Here is a 15,186-nt window from a genome sequence, read left to right on the forward strand (position 1 = left end):
CAGAGCGTCCCAGGCTGCGTTCCCACGCGGAGCATGGGAACGATCAGTTAACGATCAGTTACAAGACGGGCGCCGCGGCTGTCAGCTTCGGCTGGCGATACAGGTCCAGCAGCACCTGATCGAGCACCGACGACGCGCCCCATGGCTTCGAATCGTTGAGGATCGCCACCACTACCCAGGTGTTGCCGTTGTTGTCGCGGCTGAACCCGGCAATGGCGCGCACGGTGTTCAAGGTGCCGGTCTTGACGTGAGCCTCGCCGCGCAGGGCCGTGGTTTTCAGGCGCTTGCGCATGGTGCCGTCAGTGCCGGCAATCGGCAGCGAACTGATGTATTCCGCCGCATACGGGCCTTTCCACGCGGCTTGCAGCATGGCCGCCATCTCGCGGGCGCTGACACGTTCGGCGCGGGACAGGCCGGAGCCGTTTTCCATCACCAGGTGCGGCGCGGTGATGCCTTTTTTCGCCAGCCACTGGCGTACCACGCGTTGCGCAGCCTTGGCATCGTCGCCATCGGCGTCGTTACGGAACTGCGCGCCCAGGCTCAGGAACAACTGCTGGGCCATGGTGTTGTTACTGTATTTGTTGATGTCGCGGATGATCTCGGCCAGGTCCGGCGAGAATGCACGGGCCAGCACTTTAGCGTCCTTGGGCACTGGCGCCTGGATATCACGGCCCTGGATGGTGCCACCCAACTCCTGCCAGATCGCGCGCACGGCGCCGGCGGTGTAGGTGGCGTGGTCGAGCAGCGACAGGTAGGTCTGCGAGCTGCACCCATCACCCAACTGGCCACTGACGGTCACGGTGACGCTGCCATCGGCGGCGGTGACCGGGCTGTAGCGCACATCGCCGGTGCACTGTTTGGCGTTGGAGACTTTGACCTGGTTGTCGATGCGGATGCTCGCAATCGGCGGCTCGACCGAAACGATCACTCGGCCAGCGTCATTGCGGGTGACAAAACGCAGAGCCTTGAGGTTGACCAGCAGGGCGTCGGGCTTGACCAGGAACGGTTTGTTCTCGTCGTTACCGTCGTCATTGAATTCAGGCAATTGCGGCTGGTTGAAGAAGCTGCGGTCCAGCACCAGATCGCCGGTAACTTGCTGCACGCCATTGGCGCGCAGGTCGCGCATCAACAGCCAGAGTTTTTCCATGTTCAGCTTGGGGTCACCGCCACCCTTGAGGTAAAGGTTGCCGCGCAACACGCCACCGCTGAGGGGGCCGTCGGTGTAGAACTCGGTCTTCCACTGGTGGTTGGGGCCGAGCATTTCCAGGGCCGCGTAGGTGGTGACCAGCTTCATGGTAGACGCCGGGTTTACCGAGACATCCGCGTTGAATACGGTCGGCGTGCCGGGCCCGGTCAGCGGCAGCATCACCAGGGACAGCGAAGTATTGGGTATTTTGGCTTTCTGCAGCGCCTGCTGAACATTCGGCGGCAGGGTGTTGTTGATCGGGGCGGCGTTGACGGAAAAGGCCAGTGGTAGAAGAAACCCGGCAAGTAACACTGAACGAAAAGAATTGATCATAAGAAGTAGAACCCTACTGCTGAGAAGGGTGAAAAAGGCGAGGGGTATGGAAGAAAATCCCTCATTGGTCACGAAAGTGTCGGCATTATGCCCCAAGGTGCATCCAGTTGTAGCTGAACCATAGCCGGTATTACGGGTTTTTTTGCAGACCAACGGCCGTCCGTCCCAGAGAGTCGGGCAAAGGTCGCCCTAAACTGCTAAAGTGCCGGCCGTTATTACTTAAGAGGATTGTTTCAATGGCGACTAACCGTTCCCGGCGTCTGCGCAAAAAACTGTGCGTTGATGAATTTCAAGAGCTGGGTTTCGAGCTGAACCTGGACTTCAAAGAAGACCTGAGTGAAGAAGCTACCGATGCTTTCCTCGAAGCATTCATCAAAGAAGCCATGGAAGCCAACGGTCTGGGCTATGTCGGCGGCGATGACTTCGGTCTGGTTTGCCTGCAGAAGCGTGGCTCGGTCAATGAAGAGCAACGTGCAGCTGTTGAAAGCTGGCTCAAAGGCCGCAGCGAACTGAAAAGCGCTGAAGTCAGCCCACTGCTGGACGTGTGGTATCCGGAAAAGCCGATCAACGCGGCTAAGTGATACTGAAAAAAACGGCGACCCTCGGGTCGCCGTTTTTTTATGCCTTGCGCCAGTTCAGAATCAGCAGCGTCAGCACCCCCGCCACAATCCCCCAGAACGCCGAGCCGATGGAAAACAGCGTCAAGCCAGACGCGGTGACCATAAAGGTGATCAGCGCCGCTTCCCGCTCCTTGGGCTCATTCATGGCGATACTCAAGCCATTGATGATCGAGCCAAACAACGCCAGCGCTGCAATCGACAGCACCAGTTCTTTTGGCAAGGCTGCGAACAAGGCTGCCAATGTGGCGCCAAATACCCCGGCAATCCCGTAGAACACCCCGCACCAGACGGCCGCGGTGTAGCGCTTGTTACGGTCTTCATGGGCGTGTGGCCCGGTGCAGATCGCCGCGCTGATGGCCGCCAGGTTGATGCCGTGGGAGCCAAACGGCGCCAGCACCAGCGAGGCCAGGCCAGTGGCGGTAATCAACGGCGAGGCGGGTACGGTGTAGCCGTCGGCGCGCAGCACGGCGACGCCGGGCATGTTTTGCGAGGTCATGGCCACTACGAACAGCGGGATGCCGATGCTGATGGTCGCCGCGAGCGAGAACTGCGGCGTGGTCCACACCGGTGTGGCCACTTCCAGGTGAAAACCGCTGAAGTCCAGCAAGCCCATCAGCCCCGACAACAGGGTGCCGATCACCAATGCAGCCAGCACGGCATAACGCGGCGACAGGCGCTTGATGATCAGGTAGGTGAAAAACATCCCCAGCACCAGCCCGGTGCGATGTTGCGCGGCGACGAAAATCTCGCTGCCGATCTTGAACAGAATCCCCGCCAGCAGCGCTGCCGCCAACGAGGCGGGAATGCGCTTGACCAGTTTTTCAAAGCTGCCGGTCAGCCCGCAGAGCGTGACCAGCACGGCGCAGGTGATATACGCGCCGATAGCCTCGCCGTAACTCACACCGCCCAGGCTGGTGATCAGCAGCGCGGCGCCGGGCGTGGACCAGGCAATGGTGATCGGCGTGCGATAGCGTAACGACAGGCCAATGCTGCACACCGCCATGCCGATGGAGATCGCCCAGATCCACGAAGAAATCTGCGCCGTGGTCAAACCGGCGGCCTGACCGGCCTGGAACATCAATACCAGCGAGCTGGTGTAGCCGGTCATCATGGCGATGAAGCCGGCGACGACGGCCGACGCAGAAGTGTCGGCCAATGGGCGCAAGGGCGCTTGAGTGGCGTCGGTCATGGAGAGGTGTTCCTTTTACCTGGGAAAAAGCGAATTCAAGCCTAAACTCAAACGTAACCACTCATTGCAATACAGCCGCCGCCGCAAATAGCCGTACAGTGTGTTGGCGCACTGGGTTGTGTACAATGTGCCCTGTTTTTAGGTGATACTTGCCAGCGACACGCTGTTGACGTATTACCGTTAATTCGCCGCCGTTCTCTAAACCCGAGTGCCCATGAACGAACAGTTGCAACCTCTCAAGAAACAACCGCGAGCCGGCAAGGCTGGTCGCAGCGGAACCCAGGACGATATTGTCTATGCGCATATCTTCGAGGCCATCCTCGAACAACGCCTGGCGCCCGGAACCAAATTGAGTGAAGAAGCACTGGGCGAAATCTTCGGCGTCAGCCGCACCATCATCCGTCGCGCGCTGTCGCGCCTGGCCCATGAAGGCGTGGTGCTGCTGCGGCCCAATCGTGGTGCGGTGGTGGCAAGCCCGAGTGTAGAAGAAGCGCGCCAGGTATTCCTTGCCCGGCGGCTGGTGGAGCGAGCGATCACTGAGCTTGCGGTGCAGCACGCCACCGCCGAGCAATTGGCCGAACTGCGCCAGATGGTCAACGACGAGCGCGACAGTTTCTCACGCGGCGATCGTGGTGCCGGTATCCGTCTTTCCGGCGAGTTCCACTTGAAGCTTGCCGAAGCGGCGAAGAATGCGCCGCTGATCAGCTTCCAGCGCAGCCTGGTGTCACAAACCTCGTTGATCATCGCCCAGTACGAAAGCGGCAACCGCTCGCACTGTTCCTATGATGAGCACACCCAACTGATCGATGCGATCGAAGCCCGCGATGCGGCACTGGCAGTGAATTTGATGATGCACCACATGGATCACATCGACAGCAAGCTCAACCTCGACGAAGAAAGTGCGTCGGATGATTTGCACGCGGTGTTCTCGCATTTGTTGCAGACCAAGAAGCCAGGGCGTTCTTCGGTCAAACTGTAATTTTCCAGGTTCGCCTGGGACTAAAAATGTGGGAGCGGGCTTGCTCGCGAATACGGAGTGTCAGTCACCAGATGTAGTGACTGATCCACCGTATTCGAGAGCAAGCCCGCTCCCACATTGATTTTTGCTGGCTGTGAAATTAGCGCTGGTGCACCAACTGACCCGCTGCATATGTTTGCAACACCGTCCGGTCATCCCCCAGCGTCATCAACACAAACAACGTCTCGGCAATGTTATTGGCCTGCTTCAAGCGATAGCTGAGCAGCGGCGTTGCGTTGTAGTCCAGCACCAGGAAGTCCGCATCCGTGCCCGGTTGCAACGTGCCGATCCTGTCTTCCAGGCGCAGCGCCCGCGCACCGCCCAAGGTGGCCAGGTACAGCGACTTGAACGGGCTCAAGCGCGCGCCCTGCAGTTGCATGACCTTGTAGGCTTCATTCAGGGTTTGCAGCAGCGAGAAGCTGGTGCCACCGCCCACGTCAGTGCCCAAGCCGACATTCAACTTGTGCTTCTCGGCCATCGGCAAGTTGAACAAGCCACTGCCAAGGAAGAGGTTCGAGGTAGGGCAGAACGCCACGGCCGAGCCCGTTTCGGCCAGCCGTGCGCACTCGTCATCACACAGGTGTACGCCGTGGGCAAACACCGAGCGCTCGCCCAGCAGCTTGTAATGGTCGTACACGTCCAGGTAGCCGTTGCGCTCCGGGAACAGCTCTTTTACCCACTCGACTTCCTGCTTGTTCTCACTGATGTGCGTCTGCATGTACAGGTCCGGATATTCGCCCAGCAGTTGCCCGGCCAGCGCCAGTTGCTCCGGGGTGCTGGTCGGCGCAAAACGTGGCGTGACGGCATAGTGCAAGCGGCCCTTGCCGTGCCAGCGTTCGATCAGCGCCTTGCTCTCCTGGTAGCCGGATTCGGCGGTGTCGGTCAGGTAGTCCGGCGCATTACGGTCCATCATCACCTTGCCGGCGATCATGCGCAGGTCGAGTTTCTCGGCCGCTTCAAAGAACGCGTTCACTGACTGCGGGTGCACGCTGCCGAACACCAATGCGGTGGTGGTGCCGTTGCGCAGCAACTCCTTGATGAAGATGTCCGCGACTTCTTCGGCGTGGGCCTTGTCGGCGAACTGGCTTTCACACGGGAAGGTGTAGGTGTTGAGCCAGTCCAGCAACTGCTCGCCATAGGCACCGACCATGCCGGTTTGCGGCAGGTGGATATGGGTGTCGATCAAGCCAGGCGTAATCAGCGCATCCTGATAATGGCTCACGTCGATGTCGGCGGGCAGGGTCGGCAGCAAATCGCTGGCGTGGCCCAGGGCGCTGATCTGGCCGTTATCGATGACCAACAGGCCGTCTTCGAAGTACTCATAAGAGGCTTCGATCCCCACTTCGGCGGGGTCGGCGATGCTGTGCAAAATGGCGGCACGGTAGGCTTTGCGAGTCAAAGGCATGGTGATCTCAATGGTTTAGATAGCTTGGCTGCGGCGCGAAACCGGCAGCAGTTTGGCAATAGGTTCGGCGCTCGCACTGTGCTGGCCGAAATTCGCGTTATAGGTGGCGATGATTTCGCCGGCGATGGAGATGGCGATCTCCACCGGCAGTTTGCCCTTCACCTCGGTGAGGCCCATGGGGCAGCGCATGCGTTGCAGTTGCGCGGTGTCGAAGCCGCGATCACGCAGACGGTGTTCGAACTTGACCCGCTTGGTCTTTGAGCCAATCAGGCCGAAATAGGCAAAGTCATTGCGCTTGAGCAACGCGGCAGTCAGTTCCAGGTCCAGCGCATGATTGTGGGTCATCACGATGCAGTAGCTGCCCACCGGCAGGTCGGCAATTTCGTCGACCGGCTCTTCGCTGACGATTTTACGCACGCCCTGAGGGATGTGTTCCGGAAACTCCTGATCACGCGAATCAATCCAGCGCACCCGGCACGGTAGGCTTGCCAACAACGGCACCAGCGCGCGGCCGACATGGCCGGCGCCAAATACCGCGATCTGCGCCTGCACCTGGCCCATGGGTTCGAACAGCAACACCGTCACGCCGCCGCAGCACTGGCCCAGGCTGGCGCCGAGGCTGAAGCGCTCCAGGTGCGTATTTTGCTGGCCGCGCACCAGCATGTCGCGGGCAATCTGCATGGCCTTGTATTCCAGGTGCCCGCCGCCGATGGTGTCGAAGGTGTGAGCGGCGCTGATCACCATTTTTGAGCCAGCATTGCGCGGCGTGGAGCCGAGCTCTTCGATGATGGTCACCAGCACGCAGGGTTCACCCTGGTTCTGCAGGTCGGCGAGGGCGCTGATCCAGTTGTTCATAGTCACCTCCAGTCAGATCGTTCCCACGCTCCGCGTGGGAATGCATACCGTGACGCTCTGCGTCACAAGAGCGGACGCAGAGCGTCCAGGGCGGCATCCCCACGCAGAGCGTGGGAACGATCAAGCCAGTTCAGTCTCAACAGCTTTTGCAGTGCTCAACTGCCGCATCTGCTCACAGCCCCACAACACCCGCTCCGGCGTCGCCGGTGCATCAATTCTCGGTTGATGGCGATAGTCACCCAGGCTCGCCACGGCATCCTTGATCGCACACCACGAAGCGATCCCGAGCATGAACGGCGGCTCGCCCACGGCCTTGGAATGGAACACCGTGTCTTCCGGGTTCTTGCGGTTTTCCACCAGTTTCACGCGCAAATCCAGTGGCATGTCCGCCACGGCCGGGATCTTGTAACTGGCCGGGCCGTTGGTCATCAGCTTGCCCTTGTTGTTCCATACCAGCTCTTCCATGGTCAGCCAGCCCATGCCCTGGATAAAGCCGCCTTCGACCTGGCCGATGTCGATGGCCGGGTTCAGCGAGGCGCCCACATCGTGAAGGATGTCGGTGCGCAGCATCTTGTATTCGCCGGTCAGGGTGTCGACGATCACCTCGCAGCAGGCCGCGCCGAACGCGAAGTAGTAGAACGGCCGACCCCGCGCCTGGCTGCGGTCGTAAAAGATTTTCGGGGTCTTGTAAAAGCCGGTGCTCGACAGTGAAACCTGGGCGAAATACGCCTGCTGTATCAGCGCCTCAAACGTCAGGATCTGATCGCGCACGCGCACGTGGCCATTGTGGAATTCCACGTCCGCTTCACTCACGTCGTACTTGCGCGCGGCAAATTCCACCAGGCGTTGCTTGATGGTTTCGGCAGCGTTCTGCGCGGCCTTGCCGTTCAAGTCGGCACCGCTGGAGGCGGCGGTCGGTGAGGTGTTGGGCACCTTGTCGGTGTTGGTGGCAGTGATCTGAACGCGGTCGATCTCGACCTGGAATATTTCAGCCACCACCTGCGCGACCTTGATGTTCAAGCCCTGGCCCATCTCGGTGCCGCCGTGGTTCAGGTGGATGCTGCCGTCGGTGTAAATGTGGATCAGGGCACCGGCCTGGTTCAGAAAGCTTGCCGTGAACGAAATACCGAATTTCACCGGCGTCAGCGCCAGGCCTTTTTTCAGTATCGGGCTGTGGGCGTTGTACAGGCGGACCGCCTCGCGGCGCTCGGCGTATTGGCTGCTGGCCTCAAGCTCGGCGGTCATTTCTTCGAGCATGTTGTGCTCGACAGTCTGGTAGTAGTGGGTGACGTTGCGTTCGGTCTTGCCGTAGTAATTGACCTTGCGCACCGCCAACGGGTCCAGTGCCAAATGGCGCGCGATCGCATCCATGACTTCTTCGATGGCGACCATGCCTTGCGGGCCGCCAAAGCCGCGATACGCGGTGTTGGACGCGGTGTTGGTCTTGCAGCGATGGCCGTTGACCGTGGCGTCGCCCAGGTAATACGAGTTGTCGGAGTGGAACATGGCGCGGTCGACAATCGAGTTGGACAGGTCCGGCGAACAGCCGCAGTTACCTGCCAGGTCCAGATTGATGCCGTGCAGGCGGCCGTTGTCGTCAAAGCCCACGTCGTATTCGATATAGAACGGGTGGCGCTTGCCGGTCATCAGCATGTCCTCCACACGCGGCAGGCGCATCTTGGTCGGCTGGCCGGTCAGGCGCGCGACCACCGCGCACAAGCACGCGGGGCTTGCGGCCTGGGTTTCCTTGCCGCCAAAGCCACCGCCCATGCGGCGCATGTCCACGACGATTTTGTTCATCGACACGTCGAGCACTTCGGCCACCAGCTTTTGCACTTCGGTGGGGTTTTGCGTGGAGCAGTAGACGATCATGCCGCCGTCTTCGGTGGGCATTACCGAGGAAATCTGGGTTTCCAGGTAGAAGTGTTCCTGGCCGCCGATATGCAGGGTGCCCTGGATACGGTTTTTCGCGGTGGCCAGCGCACCGGCGGAATCACCGCGCTGGTGGGTGTGGCTGTCGAGTACAAAGTGTTTGTTGCGAAAGGCCTCCACCACATCCAGCACCGGTTCCAGGTCTTCGTATTCGATCACCGCCGCCATGGCCGCTTTGCGTGCGGTTTCCAGGTCGCGGGCGGCAACGGCCAACACCACTTGGCCGACAAACTGCACGGTGTCGATGGCCAGCAACGGGTCGCCGGGCATCAGCGGGCCGATGTCTTTAAGGCCCGGCACATCTTCGTGGGTGATGGCGATGCGCACGCCGTCAAAGGCGTAGCAGGGCGCGGTGTCGATGCTGATGATGCGCGCATGGGCGCGGTCGGACATGCGCGCATACAGGTGCAACTGGTTAGGAAACTCCAGGCGATCATCGATGTACTGTGCTTCACCGCTGACATGCTTGGCGGCGCTGTCATGCTTGACGCTGCGGCCGACCCCGGAGGTCAGGTCCTGGGCAAACAGCTCGGCGAGTTCGGCCTGGGTTTTAACGACGGCGTGATGGTTAGACATAAGCGGTCACCCGAGTCTCGATGTGCGGTGTTTGCAGTTCGATGAAGTATTTGCGCAGCAGGTTCTGCGCGCTGAGCAGGCGGTATTCCTTGCTGGCGCGGAAGTCTGACAGCGGGGTGAAATCCTGGGCGAGGGCGGCACAGGCTTTCTCCACCGTGGCGGCGTTCCAGGTGGCACCGACCAGTACGGTTTCGCAGCTTTTCGCGCGTTTGGGCGTGGCAGCCATGCCGCCAAATGCCACGCGGGCGTCGCTGATCACACCGTTGTCGAGCTTCAGGTTGAAGGCCGCGCAGACGGCGGAAATATCATCGTCCAGGCGCTTGGACACCTTGTAGGCGCGGAACAGCGTGTGGCCCTTGGGCACGATGATCTTCTCGATAAACTCACTGTCCTGGCGCGCAGTGACGCGGTAGTCGATGAAGTAATCCTCCAGCGCCAGGGTGCGACGGGTGTCGCCCTTGCACAGCACGATCTGCGCGCCGAGCGCGATCAGCAGTGGTGGCGAATCGCCGATGGGCGAGGCATTGCCGATATTGCCGCCCAGCGTGCCCTGGTTGCGGATCTGCAGCGAAGCGAAGCGGTGCAACAAGTCGCCGAAGTCCGGGTACTCGTGGTGCAGCGCGCTGTAGCAATCGGACAGCGGCGTGGCCGCACCGATTTCCAGGCGGTCGTCGAACGACTCGATGCGCTTCATCTCTTCAATGTTGCCGACGTAGATCATTACTGGCAGCACGCGGTGAAACTGCGTGACTTCCAGCGCCAGGTCAGTGCCACCGGCCAACAGCCGCGCCTGCGGGTAGGCGTCGTAGAGGTCGGCCAGGTCGGCCACGGTGAGCGGCACCAGGCAGCGTTTGTCGCCGCTGTTGAGTTCACCGGTTTGCGTGGGCGCGATGGCTTTGAGACGGGCGATGGTGTCGGCCTGGCGGCTGTCGAACTGATCCACCGGCTTGTTGCAGCAGGCCTGTTCGGCAGCCGCCAGAATTGGTCGATAACCGGTGCAACGGCACAGGTTGCCGGCCAGCGCTTCATGGGCTTTTTGGCTGTCGGGAGCGTCGCTGTTCTTTTGCAGGGCAAATAGCGACATCACAAAGCCTGGGGTGCAAAAGCCGCATTGCGAGCCGTGGCACTCGACCATGGCTTGCTGCACGCTGTGCAGTTGGCCTTGATGCTTGAGGTCTTCGACGCTGATCAGCTGTTTGCCGTGCAATGACGACACAAAGGTCAGGCAGGAATTGAGGCTGCGATAGCGAATCTGCTCCGCGCCTTGATCATCGGTGTGCAATTCGCCGACGACCACGGTGCATGCACCGCAATCGCCGCTGGCGCAGCCTTCCTTGGTACCGGATTTGCCCAAATGCTCGCGCAAATAGTTGAGCACGGTCAGGTTGGGGTCCAGGGCGTGCTCGCTACGGAGTTCCTGGTTAAGTAAAAACTGGATCACGGAAGGCCTCGCAGACTCATTATTGTTGTTAACCGCTTTGCGCCGAATCTAGTCATGTCTGACTTTTCGGTCAACGATTTTCTGACCGGAAGGTCAAGAAATTACGATCACAACCCTTTCAATTATGGTTCACGCTTCTGGAACCGGTGTTTTTGCTGGCTTTTGGCTTTTCAGCGTTGCTTATTTCATGCCAAATTCGCGCCTGTGGGCGTAGCGCCATCAGCCAGCCAATGCGCTACACTGCCGCGCTTGTACCGATAGAAGATTTTGAAGGGAAAACATGACGTTCAAGGCGCCGGACAGTCTCGCCGAGCAAATTGCTCACCACCTCGCCGAACGTATCATTCGCGGCGATCTCAAGCCTGGGGAGCGGATCCAGGAACAGAAAGTCACGCTGGCACTCAATGTCAGCCGTGGCTCCGTGCGTGAAGCTTTGCTGATCCTCGAGCGCCGCCACCTGATCGCGATCCTGCCGCGCCGTGGCGCCCACGTCACCGAACTCACCGCGCACAAGGTGCAGAGCCTGTGCACGCTGATGGGCGAGTTGTACATATTGCTCGGCAATTCGGTGGCCGAGGGCTGGAAGGTCCAGGCCGATATGGCGCCGTTCCTGCAGATCCAGCAACGCCTGATGACCAGTTTCGAACGTGAGGACGTGCGTGCCTTCGTCGAAGAAAGCTTCAGTGTGATGCGCGCCGCGTACCCCTTCGCCAACAACCCGTACTTGCAGGAAACCGTCGAAAACCTGCAGCCGGCGATGAACCGCGCCTATTACCTGGCCCTGGACCAGCGCAAGGCGGAGATGAGTGAGTACCTGACGCTGTTCGAGCAACTGCTCGCGGCGGTGCTCGCCCGTGACCTGCCGCAGATCCGCCAAGTGCTGTCTGCCTACTGCGAGCGCAGCAGCTCGCTGGTCATCGCTGCGTTGGCGGACGCCTAAAGGTGCGGCTCAAGTGCATCAAACTGGCGGGGTTCAAATCCTTCGTCGACCCGACCACGGTGAACTTCCCCAGTAACATGGCGGCGGTGGTCGGGCCCAATGGTTGCGGCAAGTCGAACATCATCGACGCCGTACGTTGGGTGATGGGCGAGAGCTCGGCAAAAAACCTGCGTGGCGAGTCGATGACCGACGTCATCTTCAACGGCTCCACCAGCCGTAAGCCGGTGAGCCAGGCCAGCATCGAACTGGTGTTCGATAACTCCGACGGCACCTTGATCGGCGAATACGCGGCCTACGCGGAAATCTCGATTCGCCGCAAAGTGACGCGCGACAGCCAGAACAGTTACTTCCTCAACGGCACCAAATGCCGTCGACGCGATATCACCGATATTTTCCTCGGCACCGGCTTAGGCCCGCGCAGCTATTCGATCATCGAGCAGGGCATGATCTCCAAGCTGATCGAAGCCAAGCCCGAAGACCTGCGCAACTTTATCGAAGAAGCCGCCGGCATCTCCAAGTACAAGGAGCGCCGCCGCGAGACCGAAAACCGTATCCGCCGTACCCACGAAAACCTTGCCCGCCTCACCGACCTGCGTGAAGAACTGGAGCGTCAACTTGAGCGCCTGCATCGCCAGGCCCAGGCGGCCGAGAAGTACCAGGAATACAAGGGCGAGGAGCGCCAGCTCAAGGCGCAGCTCTCGGCCCTGCGCTGGCAGGCGCTGAATGATCAGGTCGGCCAGCGCGAAGCGATCATCGGCACCCAGGAAATCAGCTTTGAAGCGCTGGTGGCCGAACAGCGTAATGCCGACGCCAGCATCGAGCGTCTGCGTGATGGCCACCATGACCTGTCCGAGCGCTTCAATCTGGTGCAGGGGCGTTTCTACTCGGTGGGCGGCGATATTGCCCGGGTCGAGCAGAGCATCCAGCACGGCCAGCAGCGCCTGCGCCAGTTGCAGGATGACTTGAAGGAAGCCGAACGCGCGCGTCTGGAGACCGAGTCGCACTTGGGCCATGACCGCACCTTGCTGCTGACGCTGGGCGAAGAACTGGACATGCTCACGCCCGAGCAGGAAATCACCAGCGCCGCCGCCGAAGAGGCCGCCGCCGCCCTCGAAGAATCCGAAACCACCATGCACGGCTGGCAGGAGCAGTGGGACACGTTCAACCTGAAATCCGCCGAGCCGCGCCGCCAGGCTGAGGTGCAGCAATCGCGCATCCAGCAACTGGAAACCAGCATGGAGCGCCTGGCTGAACGCCAGCGCCGCATGCAGGAGGAGCGCGCGTTGCTCGCCGCCGACCCGGAAGACGCGGCGATCATGGCGTTGAGCGAGCAACTGGCCGAAAGCGAAATGACCCTGGAGGAGCTGGAGGCCAGCGAAGAACAACAAGTGGAGCGCCTGGAGCAATTGCGTCAGCAACTGCAACAGGCGACCCAGGCCCAGCAGCAGGCCCAGGGCGATTTGCAGCGGCTCAACGGGCGCCTGGCGTCGCTTGAAGCCTTGCAGCAAGCCGCGCTGGACCCAGGCACCGGCACCGCCGAATGGCTGCGCGACCAGCACCTGGCCGAGCGCCCGCGCCTGGCCGAAGGCTTAAAAGTTGAAGCGGGTTGGGAGCTGGCGGTCGAGACCGTGTTGGGCGCCGACCTGCAAGCCGTACTGGTGGATGATTTTGGCGGTTTCGACCTGGCCGGTTTTGCCCAGGGCGATTTGCGTTTGCTCAGCCCAGCCGCCGATGGCACGCGAGTGCCGGGCAGTTTGCTCGACAAGGTGGAGGCGGCGATTGATCTGTCGCCATGGCTGGGCCAGGTCAAACCGGTTGAATCATTGGAGCAGGCCCTGGCCCAGCGCGGCCAATTGGGCGCCGGCGAAAGCCTGATCAGCCGAGACGGTTATTGGGTGGGCCGGCACTTCCTGCGTGTGCGTCGTGCCAGTGAGGCCGAGAGTGGCGTATTGGCCCGAGGCCAGGAAATCGTCAACCTGAGCGCCGAACGCGAAGAGCGCGAGGCCACCCTCGAAAGCCTCGAAACCGAACTGCAAACCTTGCGTGCCACTCAGCGCCAGCAAGAGACCGGCCGTGAACACCTGCGCCGCCTGTTGCAGGACGAAGCGCGCCAGCAAGGCGAATTGAAAGCCCAGCTGTCGGCGAGCAAGGCCAAGGCCGAGCAACTGACCTTGCGCCGTACCCGCCTCGACGAAGAAGTGGCCGAGATGGGCGAGCAGCGCGCCCTCGAACACGAACAGATCGGCGAAGCGCGCCTGCACTTGCAGGAAGCCCTCGACAGCATGGCGCTGGACACCGAGCAGCGCGAACTGCTGCTGGCCCAGCGCGACAGCCTGCGCGAACGCCTCGACCGTGTGCGCCAGGAAGCGCGCCAGCACAAGGACCACGCCCACCAATTGGCCGTGCGCCTGGGCTCGTTGCAGGCCCAACACACCTCCACGCGCCAAGCCCTTGAGCGTTTGGAGATGCAGTCCGAACGCCTCACTGAAAAGCGCGAGCAACTGAGCCTCAACCTGGAGGAGGGCGAAGCGCCATTGGAAGAATTGCGCCTCAAACTCGAAGAGTTGCTCGACAAGCGCATGACCGTCGACGAAGAGCTCAAGACCGCGCAGATCGCCCTCGAAGACGCCGACCGCGAACTGCGCGACGCCGAGAAGCGCCGGACCCAGGCCGAACAACAATCCCAGCTGATTCGCGGCCAACTCGAACAGCAACGCATGGAATGGCAAGCCCTGACCGTGCGCCGCAAGACCCTGCAAGATCAGTTGCTCGAAGACGGCTACGACCTGCACGGCGTGCTCACTACCTTGACCGCCCAGGCCAACGAAAAAGACGCCGAAGAAGAACTTGACCGCATCGCCGCGCGTATCCAGCGCCTGGGCGCGATCAACTTGGCGGCCATCGACGAATACCAGCAACAGTCCGAGCGTAAACGTTATCTGGATGCTCAAGACGCGGACCTGGTGGAAGCGTTGGACACTCTGGAGAACGTGATTCGCAAGATCGACAAGGAAACCCGTAATCGCTTCAAAGATACCTTTGATCAGATTAATGGCGGTTTACAGGCGTTATTCCCGAAAGTTTTCGGTGGAGGCAGCGCCTACCTGGAACTGACGGGCGAAGATCTACTCGATACAGGGGTGACGATCATGGCGCGGCCGCCGGGCAAGAAGAACAGCACCATCCATTTGTTGTCCGGTGGCGAAAAGGCCCTGACCGCATTGGCCCTGGTATTTGCGATCTTCAAGTTGAACCCCGCGCCGTTTTGCATGCTCGACGAAGTTGACGCGCCGCTGGATGACGCTAACGTTGGACGCTACGCTCGGTTGGTTAAAGAGATGTCCCAGACCGTGCAGTTCATCTATATCACCCACAACAAAATCGCCATGGAAATGGCTGATCAGTTGATGGGCGTGACGATGCATGAGCCGGGTTGTTCGCGGTTGGTGGCGGTGGATGTCGAAGAAGCGATGGCGATGGTTGAATCCTGAGCCGGGCTTGGAAAGGATTTTGGTAGGGCGATGTAAGGCGATTTACCGGTCTGGCAAAAGTGGCAAATGGACATATTTGTTCAAGGCATTTTGACAGACGGTGTAAAGTTATCTTTGGTCGTGCTAGTTTAATGTCAAATTTTCGTATGCGTGGGCAAAACGTCAGTCAGAACATAGAGTTGGCGCCACGTTTTAAAGCG

The 15,186-nt window shown here is 60.5% G+C and carries 10 protein-coding genes; 4 read left to right on the forward strand and 6 right to left on the reverse strand.

The genetic code is table 11. The annotated features are described in order from the left end of the window. Positions 1-58: 58 nt before the first annotated feature. Entirely contained in the window at positions 59-1,519 is a 1,461-nt protein-coding gene (dacB, locus tag ACTD9P_RS00260) for a D-alanyl-D-alanine carboxypeptidase/D-alanyl-D-alanine endopeptidase (protein WP_438866235.1), read from the reverse strand. A 236-nt stretch (positions 1,520-1,755) separates the two neighbouring features. Here dacB and ACTD9P_RS00265 point away from each other — a divergent pair, with 236 nt between their 5' ends. Further along, a complete protein-coding gene (locus ACTD9P_RS00265; RefSeq protein WP_438866236.1) occupies positions 1,756-2,100 on the forward strand; it encodes a YggL family protein in 345 nt (114 codons plus the stop codon). 37 nt (positions 2,101-2,137) lie between these two features. On the opposite strand, the gene ACTD9P_RS00270 is transcribed toward ACTD9P_RS00265, so the two are convergent. Further along, entirely contained in the window at positions 2,138-3,328 is a 1,191-nt protein-coding gene (locus ACTD9P_RS00270) for a benzoate/H(+) symporter BenE family transporter (protein WP_438866237.1), read from the reverse strand. 214 nt (positions 3,329-3,542) lie between these two features. Here ACTD9P_RS00270 and ACTD9P_RS00275 point away from each other — a divergent pair, with 214 nt between their 5' ends. Then, positions 3,543-4,307, forward strand: coding sequence for a GntR family transcriptional regulator (locus ACTD9P_RS00275; protein WP_003175499.1), 765 nt, complete (start codon positions 3,543-3,545; stop codon positions 4,305-4,307). A gap of 139 nt (positions 4,308-4,446) precedes the next feature. On the opposite strand, the gene guaD is transcribed toward ACTD9P_RS00275, so the two are convergent. The 4 genes from guaD to xdhA form a co-directional block, all read right to left on the reverse strand. Beyond that, positions 4,447-5,751 (reverse strand): guanine deaminase, encoded by a 1,305-nt coding sequence (guaD, locus tag ACTD9P_RS00280; RefSeq protein WP_438866238.1) that lies wholly within the window; start codon positions 5,749-5,751, stop codon positions 4,447-4,449. Between the two features lie 15 nt (positions 5,752-5,766). Further along, positions 5,767-6,606, reverse strand: a complete 840-nt coding sequence (gene xdhC / locus ACTD9P_RS00285) for a xanthine dehydrogenase accessory protein XdhC (RefSeq protein WP_438866239.1) — start codon at positions 6,604-6,606, stop codon at positions 5,767-5,769. A 120-nt stretch (positions 6,607-6,726) separates the two neighbouring features. Next, positions 6,727-9,114, reverse strand: a complete 2,388-nt coding sequence (gene xdhB, locus ACTD9P_RS00290) for a xanthine dehydrogenase molybdopterin binding subunit (RefSeq protein WP_438866240.1) — start codon at positions 9,112-9,114, stop codon at positions 6,727-6,729. Next, the gene (xdhA, locus tag ACTD9P_RS00295) at positions 9,107-10,555 is read right to left on the reverse strand and encodes a xanthine dehydrogenase small subunit (RefSeq protein WP_438866241.1); all 1,449 of its coding nucleotides are present in this window, start codon (positions 10,553-10,555) and stop codon (positions 9,107-9,109) included. Before xdhA ends, xdhB begins: the two co-directional genes overlap by 8 nt. A gap of 280 nt (positions 10,556-10,835) precedes the next feature. Here xdhA and ACTD9P_RS00300 point away from each other — a divergent pair, with 280 nt between their 5' ends. Beyond that, a complete protein-coding gene (locus ACTD9P_RS00300; RefSeq protein ID WP_438866242.1) occupies positions 10,836-11,495 on the forward strand; it encodes a GntR family transcriptional regulator in 660 nt (219 codons plus the stop codon). A gap of 2 nt (positions 11,496-11,497) precedes the next feature. Then, entirely contained in the window at positions 11,498-14,986 is a 3,489-nt protein-coding gene (gene smc / locus ACTD9P_RS00305) for a chromosome segregation protein SMC (protein WP_438866243.1), read from the forward strand. Positions 14,987-15,186 lie beyond the last annotated feature (200 nt).

Origin of the sequence: Pseudomonas onubensis, from assembly GCF_965653655.1 — a bacterium.
In the GTDB taxonomy this organism is placed as follows: domain Bacteria; phylum Pseudomonadota; class Gammaproteobacteria; order Pseudomonadales; family Pseudomonadaceae; genus Aquipseudomonas.